This is a genomic window from Furfurilactobacillus milii, from assembly GCF_021654115.1.
Taxonomy (GTDB): Bacteria; Bacillota; Bacilli; order Lactobacillales; family Lactobacillaceae; genus Furfurilactobacillus; species Furfurilactobacillus milii.
The window spans coordinates 168082-184035 of the sequence record NZ_JAIWJF010000006.1 but is presented as its reverse complement, the minus strand read 5'-3'; the positions used below and the strand labels follow the sequence as shown (position 1 = coordinate 184035).

11 protein-coding genes and 1 pseudogene are annotated in these 15954 nt (G+C 44.1%); 11 read left to right on the top strand and 1 reads right to left on the bottom strand.

Going from position 1 to position 15954, the window contains the following annotated elements; genetic code table 11:
* The first annotated feature begins 206 nt into the window (after positions 1–206).
* From LDK34_RS09020 to LDK34_RS08975, 10 genes are all read left to right on the top strand, one after another.
* A complete protein-coding gene (locus LDK34_RS09020; protein WP_236941730.1) occupies positions 207–1058 on the top strand; it encodes a DUF4432 family protein in 852 nt (283 codons plus the stop codon).
* A gap of 26 nt (positions 1059–1084) precedes the next feature.
* The gene (locus LDK34_RS09015) at positions 1085–2593 is read left to right on the top strand and encodes an FGGY-family carbohydrate kinase (RefSeq protein WP_236941729.1); all 1509 of its coding nucleotides are present in this window, start codon (positions 1085–1087) and stop codon (positions 2591–2593) included.
* Between the two features lie 69 nt (positions 2594–2662).
* Positions 2663–3565, top strand: coding sequence for a sugar-binding transcriptional regulator (locus LDK34_RS09010; RefSeq protein WP_178942504.1), 903 nt, complete (start codon positions 2663–2665; stop codon positions 3563–3565).
* Positions 3566–3891: 326 nt separating this feature from the next.
* Positions 3892–4779, top strand: coding sequence for a ribosome biogenesis GTPase YlqF (ylqF, locus tag LDK34_RS09005; RefSeq protein ID WP_236941728.1), 888 nt, complete (start codon positions 3892–3894; stop codon positions 4777–4779).
* Entirely contained in the window at positions 4772–5563 is a 792-nt protein-coding gene (rnhB, locus tag LDK34_RS09000; RefSeq protein ID WP_178942506.1) for a ribonuclease HII, read from the top strand. The genes ylqF and rnhB overlap by 8 nt, the downstream gene beginning before the upstream one ends.
* 181 nt (positions 5564–5744) lie before the next feature.
* Positions 5745–6632 (top strand): DNA-processing protein DprA, encoded by an 888-nt coding sequence (dprA, locus tag LDK34_RS08995; RefSeq protein ID WP_178942507.1) that lies wholly within the window; start codon positions 5745–5747, stop codon positions 6630–6632.
* Positions 6633–6805: 173 nt separating this feature from the next.
* Positions 6806–8908, top strand: a complete 2103-nt coding sequence (topA, locus tag LDK34_RS08990) for a type I DNA topoisomerase (protein WP_178942508.1) — start codon at positions 6806–6808, stop codon at positions 8906–8908.
* A 176-nt stretch (positions 8909–9084) separates the two neighbouring features.
* On the top strand, positions 9085–10443 hold the full coding sequence (trmFO, locus tag LDK34_RS08985; RefSeq protein ID WP_178942509.1) for a methylenetetrahydrofolate--tRNA-(uracil(54)-C(5))-methyltransferase (FADH(2)-oxidizing) TrmFO: 1359 nt from the start codon (positions 9085–9087) through the stop codon (positions 10441–10443).
* 217 nt (positions 10444–10660) lie between these two features.
* Entirely contained in the window at positions 10661–11641 is a 981-nt protein-coding gene (gene xerC, locus LDK34_RS08980; RefSeq protein ID WP_178942510.1) for a tyrosine recombinase XerC, read from the top strand.
* Between the two features lie 57 nt (positions 11642–11698).
* Positions 11699–12577, top strand: coding sequence for an aldose 1-epimerase family protein (locus LDK34_RS08975; protein ID WP_178942511.1), 879 nt, complete (start codon positions 11699–11701; stop codon positions 12575–12577).
* Between the two features lie 328 nt (positions 12578–12905).
* Here the strand turns inward: LDK34_RS08975 and plsY are convergent.
* A pseudogene (plsY, locus tag LDK34_RS08970) lies at positions 12906–13508 on the bottom strand (glycerol-3-phosphate 1-O-acyltransferase PlsY); the annotation flags it as partial.
* 295 nt (positions 13509–13803) lie between these two features.
* Here plsY and parE point away from each other — a divergent pair.
* The gene (parE, locus tag LDK34_RS08965) at positions 13804–15933 is read left to right on the top strand and encodes a DNA topoisomerase IV subunit B (protein WP_178942513.1); all 2130 of its coding nucleotides are present in this window, start codon (positions 13804–13806) and stop codon (positions 15931–15933) included.
* Positions 15934–15954 lie beyond the last annotated feature (21 nt).

The window sequence follows — 15954 nt, the reverse complement described above, 5'->3', positions numbered from 1 at the left end:
TTAAACAACCGGCTACGGCGGTCATTGAACTATCGCTGCCCAGCCGATCTAATGCCTGAACTAGCTTAGCAACTAGACCACTTCTAAGAATAGATTCTTAGTGTTGCACTTGATTTGACAATTGAGGTAAATATTCATCTGGTGTTGAAGCACTAAAAGTTCGTAATTCACGTGGTTATCTGACATTTTTACCATTTGAAGGACTAATGATCTGGGAAGCTGTGTTTGACGGGCTTGATTTGAAGATGAAAAACACTTTCAAACAACCATATCCAGGTAAGCAAATTACTGATTCATACGGCCCATTTCAATTTCATTCAGGTCTATTGGCTAGTGGTAATCCCGGTCCTGAGGATGATCATTATGCACATGGTGAATTTCCACTTACGCCGATGGATTCATCTTTTGTCTATGTAGATGAAGATACCGTTACGATCAGTAGTCAGGTTGAATATGTTAAAGGCTTTGGTGATCATTACTTTGCCAACCCATCTGTGACATTAAAGAAAGGGAGCGCCTTGTTTGACATTAAAATGTTCGTTAAGAACCTTTCTGAGTGTCAAGAAATGCCTTTACAGTACCTAACGCATATTAACTATAAATTCGTTAAAGGTGCTAAGATCACTCAAAACATTCCAGACAGAGCCTTTGAATTACGAACTTCGATTCCAGATCACATTCACCCAACTAAAGAATGGTTGGCGTTCACCGATAAAGTTGCAAAATCAGGTGAGTTAATTAATGAACTTGATGATCCTAACCACTTTGACCCTGAAATTGTCTTTTTCGGAGATAAATTGAATGAATTCGTGGATGATGCCGTGTTTGAAATGACAATGGATGAGAAACATACCGTCAAGGTAGCGTTTAACACGAAACAATTTCCAGATGTAACACGTTGGTTAATGGCTAATCCTGACCTTCAGGTTGCTGCATTTGCGCTTCCGGCAACTAGTCGCACGGAGGGTCGGACGGCTGCAAAGAAAAAGGGCACCTTAATTATGCTCAAGCCACAAGAAAGTCGTAGCTTCAAAGTAACCACAGGGTTAGAAGACTAAACTAGTTTAGAAGAGGGTAGATTACCATGTCCAAGTATATATTGGGAATCGATATTGGTACTTCAGGAACCAAAGCAATTTTAATGACCACCAATGGTGAGATTGTTGCGCAAAAGAAAGACAACTACGCATTTATGACGCCACATCCGGGTTGGGCGGAATCTAACGCTGAAGATTGGCTCAATGCCGTCACAGCTGTGATTCGAAAATTATCGTCGCATGTTGATGATGCAGATATTGTCGCTATTGGAATCGATGGGTTGTACGGAGGTTCCGGGATTCCAGTTGATAAAAGTGGTTCAGTGTTAGGTCCTGCCTTGATTTGGATGGACCGGCGAGCAACTGCTGAAACTGACCAAGTTAAGAAACTTGTTAGTGATAAAGAATTGATGGCCGTAACGGCTAATTTGGCTGATCCATATTACGGTTATACAAAACTTATGTGGTTAAAAAAGCACCAGCCTGATCTTTATCAACAAACTGACCAGTTCTTGCCACCTGAATCGTTTGTTATTCGCGAATTGACTGGTCAGACAAGTATTAATTACTCGGCGGCCGGGAACTTAGCCGGAGTATTTGATATTAATACAGACGAATGGTCAACCAAGCTTGCTGATAAATTAGGATTAAACATTTCTAAGTTGCCACAAAAGTTCGTTACGAGTACTGAAGTAGCCGGTAAGGTGACCGAAAAATGGGCTCAGCGGCTTGGAGTTAAAACCGGCACACCGGTTTTCAACACCGGAGTCGATGTCGGCCCAGCAACCGTCGGAACGGGCGTTGTCAAACCCGGTAAGGTGACGGTTGCCCTAGGAACGTCAATGAACGCTGCTTTGGTTACTGAAAAACCGTTACGAGATAACGGTTTGATTATTTGGCCATACGCTTATAATCCAAAGGGGCTGTACTATAATTTTGCGGGTGCTAACACCGCTGGGGCAATTGTGGCCTGGTTCGTTAAGGAGTTTGAACGCGAATTAGATGAAAATGAGGGCCCGAAAAAGCTAGATTTTCAAAGTGCCAACATTCCGGCCGGCAGTAACGGCCTCCTTGTCCTACCGTTTTTCATGGGTGAGCGTAGCCCATTATGGAATTCAACAGTTCGAGGCACCATTTTAGGATTATCGCTTAAGACAACCAAGTATGAGTTGTATAATGCCTTTCAAGAAGCAATTGCGTATTCAGTCCGTCAGAGCATCGAGACTTTTGGTACTGATATTGGCGATGAACTTACCTTAGTTGGCGGGGTCAGCAACTCCAAAAAGATGGTACAAATGATTGCAGACGTTACTGGGAAAACTGTGCTTACAACCAAGTCAGGTGGTGAAGCTAATTTAGGTAGCGCAATCTTAGCGGGTATTGGTATCCATGCGGTTGACCCTAATGATGTTTCAAAGTGGATTAAAATCGATCAGCGAGTTGTGCCAAATATTAAAAAGAATGCATTGTATAATAAGTATTTCAAAATGTATCAGCTGGCGTATAATAACGTTAGGGATTTTTACAGAGACTTCTCAGCTATCAATAAGAAATAACCTTGTTTTTAGGAGGTCATTACAATAAGTACCCTTAACAAACGTAACCAAATGTTACGACTCGCTAGGTTGTATTATGTCGAAGGTATTAGTCAGAATCAGTTGGCTAAACGAGAAGGAATTTCTAAGGCAACAGTATCTAGAATGCTTTCATTAGCACGAGAAAACGGTTTTGTAACGATCACCGTGAATGACGGCCTTCGTGATGCCAACGTGTTGGCTAGTCAGCTACACGAGCTTTACCCAGAGGTTCAGTTCACTGTCGTTCCGACTTTCCAAAATAATCGAAGCACAATCCTTGATAAGGTCGCGCTTTCAACGGCTTATTACTTAGATGATTTGGTTAAAAATGGTGACATCATTGGCTTTGGCAGCAGTGAAGCACTAAAAATGATTGCCAACCATCTGACATCCAAAAATGTTCGTGATGTTGTGGTCTTATCTTTAACGGGAATCATTACAAATTCCGATTGTGAAACATTTGCATATGAAACGGGCGACAAACTGGCTCATGCCTATCAAACAAAGGCTAATTTTCTGCCGCTACCGATCGTCTTTGACAATGTCGCTGCAAAGGAACTCGTTGAAAAAGAAGATCTTATTCGACATCTTGAAAAGCTTGGCCGACTGGCAAACATTGCGCTAATTTCGCTAGACTCGATAGAAGATAGTCCATTCTTAAACCAGATGAATTACTTTAAGGATGAGCAAAAACAAGCACTCACTGAAGCAGCCGTTGGTGATGTGTTAGGTCACTTTATCGATGCCAATGGTGCTGTCGTTGATCCAGATTTAGATGAACGAGTGGTTACCACGTCTCTTAACAACCTTAAGCAGAAGGAACATTCTATTGCAGCGGTGCATAATGTTGAAACTGTTCCAACGCTCAAGGCTGCTTTGAATGCTGGTTATTGCAACCAAGTCTTTATCGACCAATATAGTGCACAAGTTTTATTGGATTCACATGCTTAGTTAAAAAATCACTGCCGTTATGTTGTTTTTAGGGTGGTAAGTTTTCAGTGTTTTACTGAGGACTTACCGCCCAATTTTGATTAGAAATAAATCGTCATTTTTTTGAATTTTACCTCTGAAAGCAACAGATGTATCGAAAGCGTCGAAGAAACTGGTAAAATAAAATCATTGGATGATTTTTATGTGAACTTTACTGAAAAAAGTCAAACTTACATTACGAAAAATAAAAGATTTTGCCCTAATTAACTTAAGATATGTACCAAATTCTAATAAATGAAAATCTGTCAACGGACAATACCCGTTGACAGATCAAAGGAGCGATTTTTATGACTATTCAATGGTATCCCGGTCATATGGCGAAGGCCATTCGCCAATTGCGAGAAAACTTAAAGGTCATCGACATTGTATTTGAACTAGTTGATGCACGAATTCCAGAGTCATCACGGAATCCGGAATTGCGGGCTACAGTGGCCCAAAAGCCAACCCTCTTGATCCTCGAAAAAAGTGATTTGGCTGATCCCAAAGTCACTGGGGAATGGGTGCGATATTATCGTGAACACAATCAGCCCGTTATTGCGATTGATGTGAACGATCGAAAATTAGTGGGCAACCTTGTTAAAGCTGCTCGCGAGGTCTTAAAAACACAGCAGGAACGGTTGGAAGCAAAGGGGATTCAAAAACCCGTTATTCGCGCTGTAATGGCCGGCATCCCCAATGTCGGCAAGTCGACTTTGTTGAACCGGCTGGTTAATAAAAAAGTTGCCATCACTGGTGATCGGCCCGGTGTAACTAAGAAGCAACAGTGGCTGAAGGCCAACGAAGAACTTCAACTGTTGGATACACCTGGTGTCCTATGGCCCAAGTTTGAAGATCCTATGGTTGGTAAAAAGCTTGCTTTGACGGGCGCAATCAAGGATTCTCTGTTTGCCAAGGACGATGTAGCACTATATGCGATCAAATTTATGCGTGAGCACAATCAAACTGATCGATTAGCTGAACGATATCATTTAACAGATGATGAACTGACGCTTAGCGACGTTGATCTATTATTGGCTATCACTAAACGACTGGGTTTTAAAGTTGATTATGATCGTGCGAGTGAACGTCTGATTTTTGACTTGCGCAAAGGCAAGTTAGGTCGGTTTACGTTCGACACTACCGATGAATTATCTGAAAAATCAGTTGATAGTGTGTCCGAGGCGGATCATGAGTGAAGCTAAGCCGAAAAAGCCATCGATTGCGGTGCTACGCGAACAATTGGCTCATGTTCAGCAAGCCGACGATCCGTTGTTAGCGGCATTAGCGGCTGATCCACGAAAAGGTGTTGCGTCGCTGTTACTGCAGACAAACCGGCGATTAACGGCACAAGCTAATGCCGAAGCCGCTTTTGAACAACGTTTGCAACTGGAACGAGCTTGCTGGGCAAAGGGACAGTCATTAGTCGCTGGCATTGATGAAGTCGGTCGTGGCCCGTTGGCTGGTCCGGTGGTGACATGTGCAATTGAATTGCCACATGATTTTCACCTATTGGGTGTCAATGATTCCAAACAGTTAACCGCGCATGAGCGGGAAACGCTGTATCCACAGATTTTATCCGCCTGTGTTGGTGTTGGCATTGGCATTGCTTCGCCAAAGCAAATTGATCATTTGAATATTTACCAAGCAACGCGGGTGGCTATGCGTGATGCCGTACTAGCGTTGCCGCAACAGCCGGATGCGTTATTGATTGATGCGATGCAAATCGACGTGCCAATGCCGCAACAAAAGCTTATCAAGGGGGATGCACGATCTGTCAGCATCGGTGCAGCCAGCATTGTCGCTAAAGTTTACCGTGACCATTTGATGTCGATGTATGATCGCGTTTATCCAGGGTATAATTTTGCACAAAATGACGGCTATGGAACCGCTGCTCATTTAGCTGCCCTCGATCAGCTTGGCGTGACACCAATTCACCGCCGGTCGTTTAGTCCGGTCACTAAAAGATTGCAACAAGATTAATTTGAAATTGTTCTTGATATAATAATAATTAATAACCGCCGATTCTTTTAAAAAGAACCGGTTTTTTATTTTGCAGCGAACATTGCTGGGCCGAAATTCGTATGTTAAGTCGTCAGGATAAAGTTATTAAGAACTGTTCATGTGCTTGTCTTGATCACAAGATGTTAACGGAGGGCTACACATGGAGAGATTGCTACAAACGATTAATCGGGATGCACTGATTCGACTTCAGTTTATGCCTGGTGTGGGCTTGGCTGGGCGACGCAAAGTTTGGCAATTCCTGCAGACAGAGTCGAATGTACCGCTGACCCTAACAAATTTACTAGATTGCTTAGCTTTGCCAGAAATAAAGGCCAAGCAGCTGGCCAACTGTTGGCGTGATTCACGGTTGTCAGATACAATTGCGCGCAATCATCAGTTCGGCAAGGTGACGACTATTCTCGATGAAGATTATCCCACGTATTTAAAAGAAATGTACGCTGCCCCGCTAGTTCTATTTAGCCGTGGCAATTGGCGGTTGACTCAGCAAGCCGGACTGGCCGTTGTTGGCGCGCGTCAAGCAACGGCATATTCGTACACGACCCTTAAACAGTGGTTACCAGCCGTCATTGCGACAAAGATCCCGATTATTTCTGGATTGGCAGCAGGCGTCGACGCGCTTAGTCATCAACTAGCCGTTCAGCATAATGGTCACACTATCGGAATCATTGGTACCGGGCTAGACATTGCCTATCCAGCAGCCAATCGTTCTTTGCAACAAACCTTGATGCGAACTCAGTTAGTCATTAGCGAGTATCCGCTTGGCACTGGGCCAGCACGGCATCGCTTTCCTGAACGCAACCGAATTATCGCTGGCCTGGCACAAAGTGTTTTAGTGACAGAGGCCGCAATTCATTCTGGTAGCTTGATTACTGCTAATGTTGGTCTTCAAGAAAACCGAAACGTGATGGCGATTCCTGGTCGGGTGACAGACCCATTGTCCGCTGGTTGCAACGCATTAATTAGTGCTGGTGCCACTCCCGTTTGCAATGTAGAAGGTATTTTAAACGAACTGCAATTTCAGAGCTAACTGTTCAAATCATCGACTATTATATAGTAGAAAATTCTCGTTTTAGTTGACAGCTTATGTAACTGTGCAGTATGGTGATTTAGATTTGACTGTGCTTATGTGTACGGTTAGACGCTGATGGACAGTATGTTTCATCAGCCAGTAATCAATAATGTTAACAAAGGAGTTGCTTCATGGCGACCTCAAAAACTAAAACAAAAACAAGGGCGAAAACTAAAAAGAACTTGGTGATTGTGGAATCGCCTTCCAAGGCGAAAACAATCGAAAAGTACTTAGGCCGCAACTATAAAGTTGTTGCAAGTAAAGGCCATATTCGGGACTTGCCTAAGTCACAAATGGGTGTCGATGTCGACCACGATTATGAACCGCATTATATTTCTATTCGTGGTAAAGGCGACACCATTAAAGAACTCAAAAAAGATGCTAAAAACGCTAAACGTGTTTACCTGGCATCTGACCCGGATCGCGAAGGGGAAGCCATCGCATGGCACTTATCCCACTTATTAAATTTAGATCCTGAAGAAAAGAATCGTGTCGTTTTTAACGAAATTACTAAGGACACTGTTAAAAACGCATTCAAACAACCGCGCGATATTGACATGGACTTAGTCGATGCGCAACAAGCACGGCGGGTTCTGGATCGTTTGGTAGGTTACTCAATTTCGCCAATTCTATGGAAAAAGGTGAAAAAGGGGCTGTCTGCAGGTCGTGTTCAGAGTGTCGCACTTGCACTGATCATCAAGCGTGAGGAAGAAATCAAGGCCTTCCAGCCGGTAGAATATTGGTCCATTGACTCTGAATTCCAAAAGGGTCGGCAGAAGTTTGCTGCCAGCTTTTACGGGATTCACGGCAAAAAGACCGGCTTGAAAGATAACGATGCCGTTCAAGAGATTCTAAAACAGATTGATCAGAAAGCTAGTTTTAACATCACTGACGTTGTGCGTAAAGAACGTCGGCGCATGCCACAACCGCCATTTACGACATCAACCATGCAACAAGTGGCTAACCGTCAATTGAATTACCGGACTCGGAAAACAATGATGGCGGCTCAACAGCTGTATGAAGGAATTAATATTGGTAAAGGCGGCAGTGTTGGTCTGATTACCTATATGCGGACCGATTCAACACGAATTGCGCACATTGCCAAGCAAGAGGCTTCAAAGTATATTCATGAGGAATATGGCGCGGAATATGCAGCAGTTAAGCCTGTCAAAGGTAAATTGCCAGAAGGGGCACAGGATGCCCATGAAGCTGTTCGGCCAACCAGTGTTTACCGGACACCAGCTGAGATGAAGCAGTATCTGACTAACGATCAATTCCGTTTATACCAATTGATCTGGAATCGTTTCGTTGCTTCACAAATGACAGCTGAAGTCTCCGATACGATGACGGTGACGATTGATCAAAATGATGTTCAGTTCCGTGCCAACGGTTCTAAGACGAAATTTGCTGGTTTCACCAAAGTCTACAAAGGCGCTGCTGAAAAGGATAATGTTTTACCCGACTTAAACGTGGATGACACGGTTAAGATGGTTAAGAACGATCCACAACAGCATTTCACCCAGCCACCGGCACGTTACTCAGAAGCCAATTTGATTCACGCGTTGGAAGAAAACGGTGTTGGCCGACCGTCCACATATGCGCCAACACTGGACACGATTCAACGACGTAACTATGTCAAACTTGAATCCCGCCGTTTTGTGCCTACTGAACTTGGTGAAATCGTCAATGGCGTTATTGTCGATTTCTTCCCCGATATTGAAAACATCGAGTTTACTGCCGGTCTAGAAGAAAAACTCGACGGTATTGAAAAGGGTTCAGAAGAATGGGTAAAAGTGGTCGATGAGTTCTTCAAGCCATTCTCGACTGAAGTAAAAAAGGCCGAAGATAACATGGAGAAAATCAAGATTAAGGATGAAGCAGCCGGTTTCGACTGTGACATCTGTGGTGCCCCAATGGTCATTAAAATGGGCCGTTACGGCAAGTTCTACGCTTGTTCACGTTTCCCAGATTGTCGTAACACCAAGGCTATTGTTAAGGAAATTGGTGTCATTTGTCCTAAGTGTCATAAGGGTCAAATCATCGAACGTAAATCTAAGCGAAACCGAGTTTTCTATGGTTGTTCACGTTTCCCAGACTGTGACTTTGTGTCATGGGATAAGCCAATTGGCCGTGATTGTCCTAAAGATGGTCACTTCTTGGTCGAAAAGAAGGTCAAAGGTGGCAAACAGGTCGTTTGTCCAAATGGCGATTACGAAGAAGACGTTCAAAAATAGCGGTTTATCGGCTTGATCGTCATTAAGTTACATTTGCGCATTCTTGATCTTGTGGTTTCTGCTACGAGATTAGGGGTGCGCTTTTACTTACAGACGGTGTAGAATACACACATGCGGTTACACACCGCTTGATAAAAATTAAACATTCACTTAACGAATAGAAACGAGGCATCAGCATGGCATCGACACCCACTGTAAACGTAATTGGCGCTGGTCTGGCAGGTAGTGAGGCAGCTTATCACATCGCCAAGGCCGGTGTAAACGTCAAACTTTTCGAAATGCGACCAACAAAGTTAACCCCGGCTCATGAAACCGGTAATTTTGCGGAACTGGTTTGTACAAACTCTCTGCGGGCTAATCAGATTAGCAACGCGGCTGGTCTACTCAAAGCTGAAATGAGACATTTGGACAGTATCGTTATCCGCTCAGCAGATGCTAATGCAGTGCCTGCCGGCGGCGCACTGGCGGTTGACCGGACACCATTTGCTGAACAAATCACCAACGAGCTGAAACAGATGCCTAATGTTGAAGTTGTGAGTGAGGAAGTCACTGCCATTCCAGACGGCATCACCGTTATGGCAACTGGTCCGTTGACCGCCGGCCCTTTGGCTGAGGCCATTAAGTCCTTTACAGCCGAAGACGACCTGCATTTCTTCGATGCAGCTGCGCCAATTCTAAACAAAGATTCACTGGATATGGATAAGGTGTATTTAAAGTCACGTTATGACAAGGGAGAAGCATCCTATCTCAATGCCCCGATGAACGAGGAAGAGTACAATGCTTTTTACGATGCCTTGATTCACGCTGAGACCGCCGATGTGCATGATTTCGAAGACAGCGATGTGTTTGAAGGTTGTATGCCTGTTGAGGTTATGGCAAAACGTGGTCGGCAAACGTTGTTATATGGCCCGTTGAAACCAGTTGGCTTAGATGATCCTAAAACGGGCAAGCGTCCGTTTGCGGTTGTACAGTTGCGCCAGGATAATGCAGCCGGTGACTTGTACAACATTGTTGGCTTCCAAACGCATTTGAAGTGGGGCGAGCAAAAGCGGGTCTTCCGCATGATTCCCGGTCTAGAAAAGGCCACATTCGTGCGTTACGGCGTTATGCACCGCAATTCGTTCCTGAAGTCACCTAAACTATTACAAGCGACATACCAAACCAAAGCTCGGCCAACGCTACTGTTTGCCGGTCAAATGACGGGTGTTGAAGGGTATATTGAAAGTGCCGCATCTGGTATTCTGGCTGGTATTAACGCTGCCAAACTTGCTTTGGGTCAAGACACCGTAGCCTTTCCAAAAACAACGATGGTCGGGTCAATGGCAAACTACATTACGACTGCGGATGCGGAGCATTTTCAGCCAATGAATGCTAACTTTGGAATTGTGCCAGGATTAGACCATCGTATTCGTGACAAACGTGAGCGAAATACTGCGGTGGCTCATCGTGCGTTAACTGATCTTGATGAATTTTTACCTACTGTCGGTATTGAACCGGTTGTGGTAGCTGCTGAACAGCCGACTCCTGAAGCCTAGTTATCGGTGGCAGTTTAACCGGTTCCACTTGTCATATCTGTGGTAAAGACAATCAGAATCATTTCACTAGCAGTTAATAGTGGTGGACAGTATTGCTGTAAATGCAACGTTTTGATTCGTAAAAAGTAACTGACAAGCCGATGGTTCTGTTCGTTTGTAAACGCTTGTCAAGCCCTCGTTATTTTGCTAATGTTAGCGGTAACGAGGGCTTTTATTTATGGCAGAAAAAGATATCAAATCCGACTCAAGTCAGCTAGAGACCGATTGGGTTAAATTATTCTTGACGTATCTGCAGGTTGAGCGGCGTTATTCAACGAATACTGTGACAGCGTACAAGGAAGATTTACAAGAATTCATCCAATTCATGAAGGACAACGGTGGCTTAAAATCATTTTCCACAATTGATCACCTGGATATTCGGGTATATCTCAGTTATTTATATGACGCACATTATTCCAGAACTAGTACGGCCCGAAAGATCTCATCACTACGTTCTTTTTACGGCTTTTTAGTTAAAAATGACTTAGTTAAAGATAATCCGTTTGTATACGTTAATTTAAAAAAACACCCGTCAACGTTGCCGCGATTTTTCTACGACAAGGAGATCGACGAATTGTTGAAGACGGCCAGCGGGGATGGCAGTAAACCGTTGCAGTTCCGTGACCGTGCCCTGATCGAAATGTTGTATGCGACGGGGATGCGGGTTTCTGAATGTGCTGGATTGCGCTATCAGGATCTCGATTTCTCAACCCACATGATCTTAGTTCATGGTAAAGGTGACAAAGAACGTTATGTTCCGTTTGGCCGCTACGCAAGTGATGCACTTGATGCGTACGAGCAGCATTGCCGTACATCATTAATGACTAAATATCATCAACAACATGACTATGTCTTTATTAATCGATACGGTCATCCATTGACCAGCGCAGGCATTGAATACGCATTAAAGCAGGTGATGAAACAAAGTTCACTGACTGGTGATATTCATCCCCATATGCTGCGGCATTCGTTTGCGACACAGATGTTAAACGGTGGGGCTGACTTGCGTACTGTGCAAGAATTACTCGGTCACAGTAGCTTGTCCACGACTCAAATTTACACACATGTAACCAAAGAGAATTTACAGGCCAGCTATCGCAATTATTTTCCACGAGCCGTTGATCATGGCCGTGGCGGTCCAGATGAGCCAGAAAGTTAGCTTGAGTGACATAAGTATCAGAGTTGTTTAAATCTGGTTTGAATCTAGGAGGAAAAAATGATTAAGTTGTCGAATGAAGAATTAACCGTTGCTATCAACGAGCATGGTGCGGAGTTAACTAGCGTCAAAGATGTACAAACGCATGTAGAATACATGTGGCAAGCAGATAAAAAGTTTTGGGGACGTCATGCGCCGGTTTTATTTCCCATCGTTGGTCGGCTACACGATGATCAGTATCGGTATCAGGACAAAACTTATTCAATGACCCAGCATGGCTTTGCTCGTGATCAAGATTTCTTGGTGACAGCACAAACTGCGACCAGCGTTACGTTTACTTTAAAGGATAACGATGCCAGTCGCATCAAATACCCGTTTGCCTTCCAATTAGACATTATGTTTAGTTTATTAGGTCGCCAGTTAAGCGTGGAATATCGCGTTGCCAACCCGAGCGATGAACCAATTTACTTTTCCATCGGCGGTCATCCTGGCTTCAATGTGCCACTTGGTGACAGTCAAGGGACGTTCAATGACTATACTGTGGCCGCTACTCCGGCTCAAACGTATTCATCACTGAAGCTTGATGGTCCCTTTAGTGATGTTGACCATCCAACAACCTTGAACTTTGAACGACCAATGAAGCTCAACCATGATTTATTTGAACACGATGCTAAAATTCTTCAATTGAACCAACAACCAGCAACGTTAACACTAACATCAGGGCTGAACGAGCATGGCATTGCCGTCACCCTTCAAAACGCTGATTATGTGGGTGTTTGGTCACCATATCCGGCTAAGGCACCGTTCGTTTGTATCGAACCTTGGTGGGGGATTGCTGACGCAGTTAATGCGGATGGTGACCTGACCAAAAAGTTTGGTATTCATGAGTTGTATCCACAAGCGATGTTTAATGCGGACTATAGCATTGAATACTTCTAGGACGCCTTAAATAGATGCGACAATTTTTAACTAAATTATGGGCGCAATAAAACAGCGTTTACTAACATTTTGATGTGTTAGCAAACGCTGTTTCTAGTCGTTTAACTAGAGTGTGTTAAACGTTATTTGTATCCGTAGTGGACGTATTGTTATCCGACTGCGCTTCCTCACTAGTCACTTTGGTTGCGGCTTTTGGCGCTTTAGAAGTCTCGTCTTTAACGGTGGTTTCTAGATTCGTGTCAGCTTTGTCATTTTCAGTGACGCTCGCTTTCGAATCATCGGCATCCTTCTTAGGTTTGATCGGATGGGATAAACGATAATGCCGATACAGACCAAAGGGAACCATGTTTTCGGTACCAGCCTTGATGCGATCTACATTGGCACGGTGTCGGTAAATGATAAAAAGCGTTAGCACAAATGCGACCGTGGTCAGTATGCCATCTTGATAGAGCAAGGACAAAAACGTGATGATGGTCAAGGCAGCCATTGAAGCCACTGAAACCATGCTAGTAATGTAAACTAGGCTGCCGAAGATAATACAGGCCACGATGAAAAATGGAAAATTATAGCCCGCCAGAATTCCAGCACTAGTTGCGACGGCCTTGCCACCTTTAAATCCGTCAAAGATAGAAAAGGTGTTACCAAGAATGGCACCCAGTCCAATCAGTAAACCGTTAATAACGACGCCATGAACGATGGGAGCACCAAATACAACTGGTTGTAACGTTGATAGAGCGCCCTTTAAGATATCAATGAGCATGACGACCGTGCCAGCTGTTTTACCAAGGACGCGGTACGTGTTAGTGGTGCCAATGTTGCCAGAACCAGCTTTGCGAATATCTGTATGGAAGAAGATCTTGCCAATCCATACACCGGTGGGAATTGACCCTAATAGATAGGCCACCAAGAGCATAATCAGTAATTTGAGCATGGGTAACTTCCTTTGTTAAAACTGAATGTGTTCTATTTTATCATGAAGACCATTGGCTGCCAATTCAATTCACAAACTGATGCTTGACAGATGTTCAATCTCATGCGAACATACATTCGTATCAAATGACAACTTCGCAAAATTTATGATGTTTTCCATAGCCAGAAATAGCTGATTAAAACTCAGGTGACTCAAAAATGTCATGCCAAACATGGTCGGAGTGTGTTATTTTAATTTAGACAGTCTATTTACGTTGTGCTTAAAGTACACGTTTTAAAGAGAGGATGTTGGGTACATGGCTTCATCAGCCAAAGATTACAATGCATCAAGTATTCAAATATTGCATGGCCTGGAAGCCGTTCGCAAACGCCCAGGGATGTATATCGGCTCAACGGATGCACGGGGCCTTCATCACCTGGTCTACGAAATCGTAGATAACGCGGTTGATGAAGCGCTGGCCGGTTTCGGTAAAGAAATCAACGTGACGATTCACACAGACAATTCCATCACGGTTAAGGATCATGGCCGGGGGATGCCAGTGGGAATGCACGAGTCTGGCATCCCAACGCCTGAAGTTATCCTGACCGTGCTACACGCCGGTGGTAAGTTTAACGACAGTAGCTACAAGACTTCTGGTGGACTGCATGGTGTTGGTTCCTCCGTTGTTAATGCCTTATCTGAGTGGTTAACGGTAACCATCGTTAAGGACGGAATGAAGTATCAAGAAGACTTTAAGGACGGCGGTCATCCAGTTGGCACTTTGGTTAAACTGGGCAAAACTAAGGAACACAATGGGACAACTGTGTCGTTTAAGCCAGATCCAAGTGTCTTTACAACGGTCGTTTACAACTTCGGTACACTGGAAGAACGTCTGCGTGAGTCCGCGTTCTTACTAACAAACGTAAAAATCACGCTCACCGATGAACGTGCCGGACAAGAGCGTACTGAAGAATTTCACTACCCTGATGGAATCAAGGAGTTTGTTGCCTATTTAAACGAAGATAAGGACACGTTGGGCGATGTCATGTATTTTGATGGCAGCAAAGATGGTGTCGAAGTTGAAGTGGCGGCACAGTACAACGATGGTTACTCGGAAACGATGTTGTCATTTGTTAATAATGTGCGGACTCCTGGCGGTGGAACACATGAGGCGGGATTGCGATCCGCTTGGACGAAAGCGTTCAACGAATATGCGCGTAAGGTTGGCTTGTTGAAAGAGAAGGATAAGAACCTCGAAGGCTCTGATGTGCGTGAAGGCTTATCCGTTATTTTGTCACTGCGGATTCCGGAAGCCATTCTGGAATTTGAAGGTCAGACGAAAGACAAACTTGGAACCAGCGAAGCCCGCACCATCGTTGACAATGTCGTTAATGAGCAACTCGGCTTTTACCTTATGGAAAACGGCGAATTTGCGCAAATGTTGATTCGCAAGTCCCTGCAGGCCCGTCAGGCCCGTGAAGCTGCTCGCAAGGCCCGTGACGAAAGCCGTAACGGTAAGAAAAAAGGCCGTCAAGAACGGTTACTTTCAGGTAAACTGACTCCTGCACAATCTAAAAATGCTAAACGCAATGAACTATTCTTAGTTGAAGGTGATTCTGCTGGTGGGTCTGCTAAGCAAGGCCGGGATCGTAAGTTCCAAGCCATCTTGCCATTACGTGGGAAAGTCCTAAATACAGAAAAGGCTAAACTGCAAGACATCGTCAAAAATGAGGAAATCAACACCATGATTTATACGATTGGTGCTGGTGTTGGTGCCGATTTTGATATTAAAGATGCCAACTATGACAAGATTATTATCATGACAGATGCCGATGACGATGGTGCTCATATTCAGATTTTGCTACTGACCTTCTTCTACAAATACATGCGGCCAATGATCGACGCCGGTCGAGTATACATTGCCTTACCGCCGCTTTATAAGCTTCAAAAAGGCGTTGGCAAGAAAACTCAGATTGAATATGCTTGGACAGACGCAGAATTAAGCGGTAAAGAGCAAAAGATTGGCCGTGGCTATTCTCTCCAGCGTTTCAAAGGTCTCGGTGAAATGAATGCTGATCAGTTGTGGGAAACGACAATGGATCCATCAAGCCGTACTTTAATTCGTGTTCGGATTGATGACGCAGCCTTAGCTGAACGTCGTGTGACAACGTTGATGGGTGATAAAGTTGAACCACGTCGAAAATGGATTGAAGACAACGTGGCCTTTAACTTGGAAGAAGACGGTTCAATTCTTGATAATGCAGCCGTTAACTCAGCCCATCATGTTGAAGATGATGATCTAAACAATGAAGACGACGAAGCCGTAGATACTGCAACGACAGTAACAACTGGCAGTCAAAAAGAGCAAACGACCGATAAGCGTTCAGTCGATGCCCACGATTCTAAACAACAAGGTCCAACGATTACCGTTTGGGACAATAAATAATTAGTTAATTAATTAAACAAG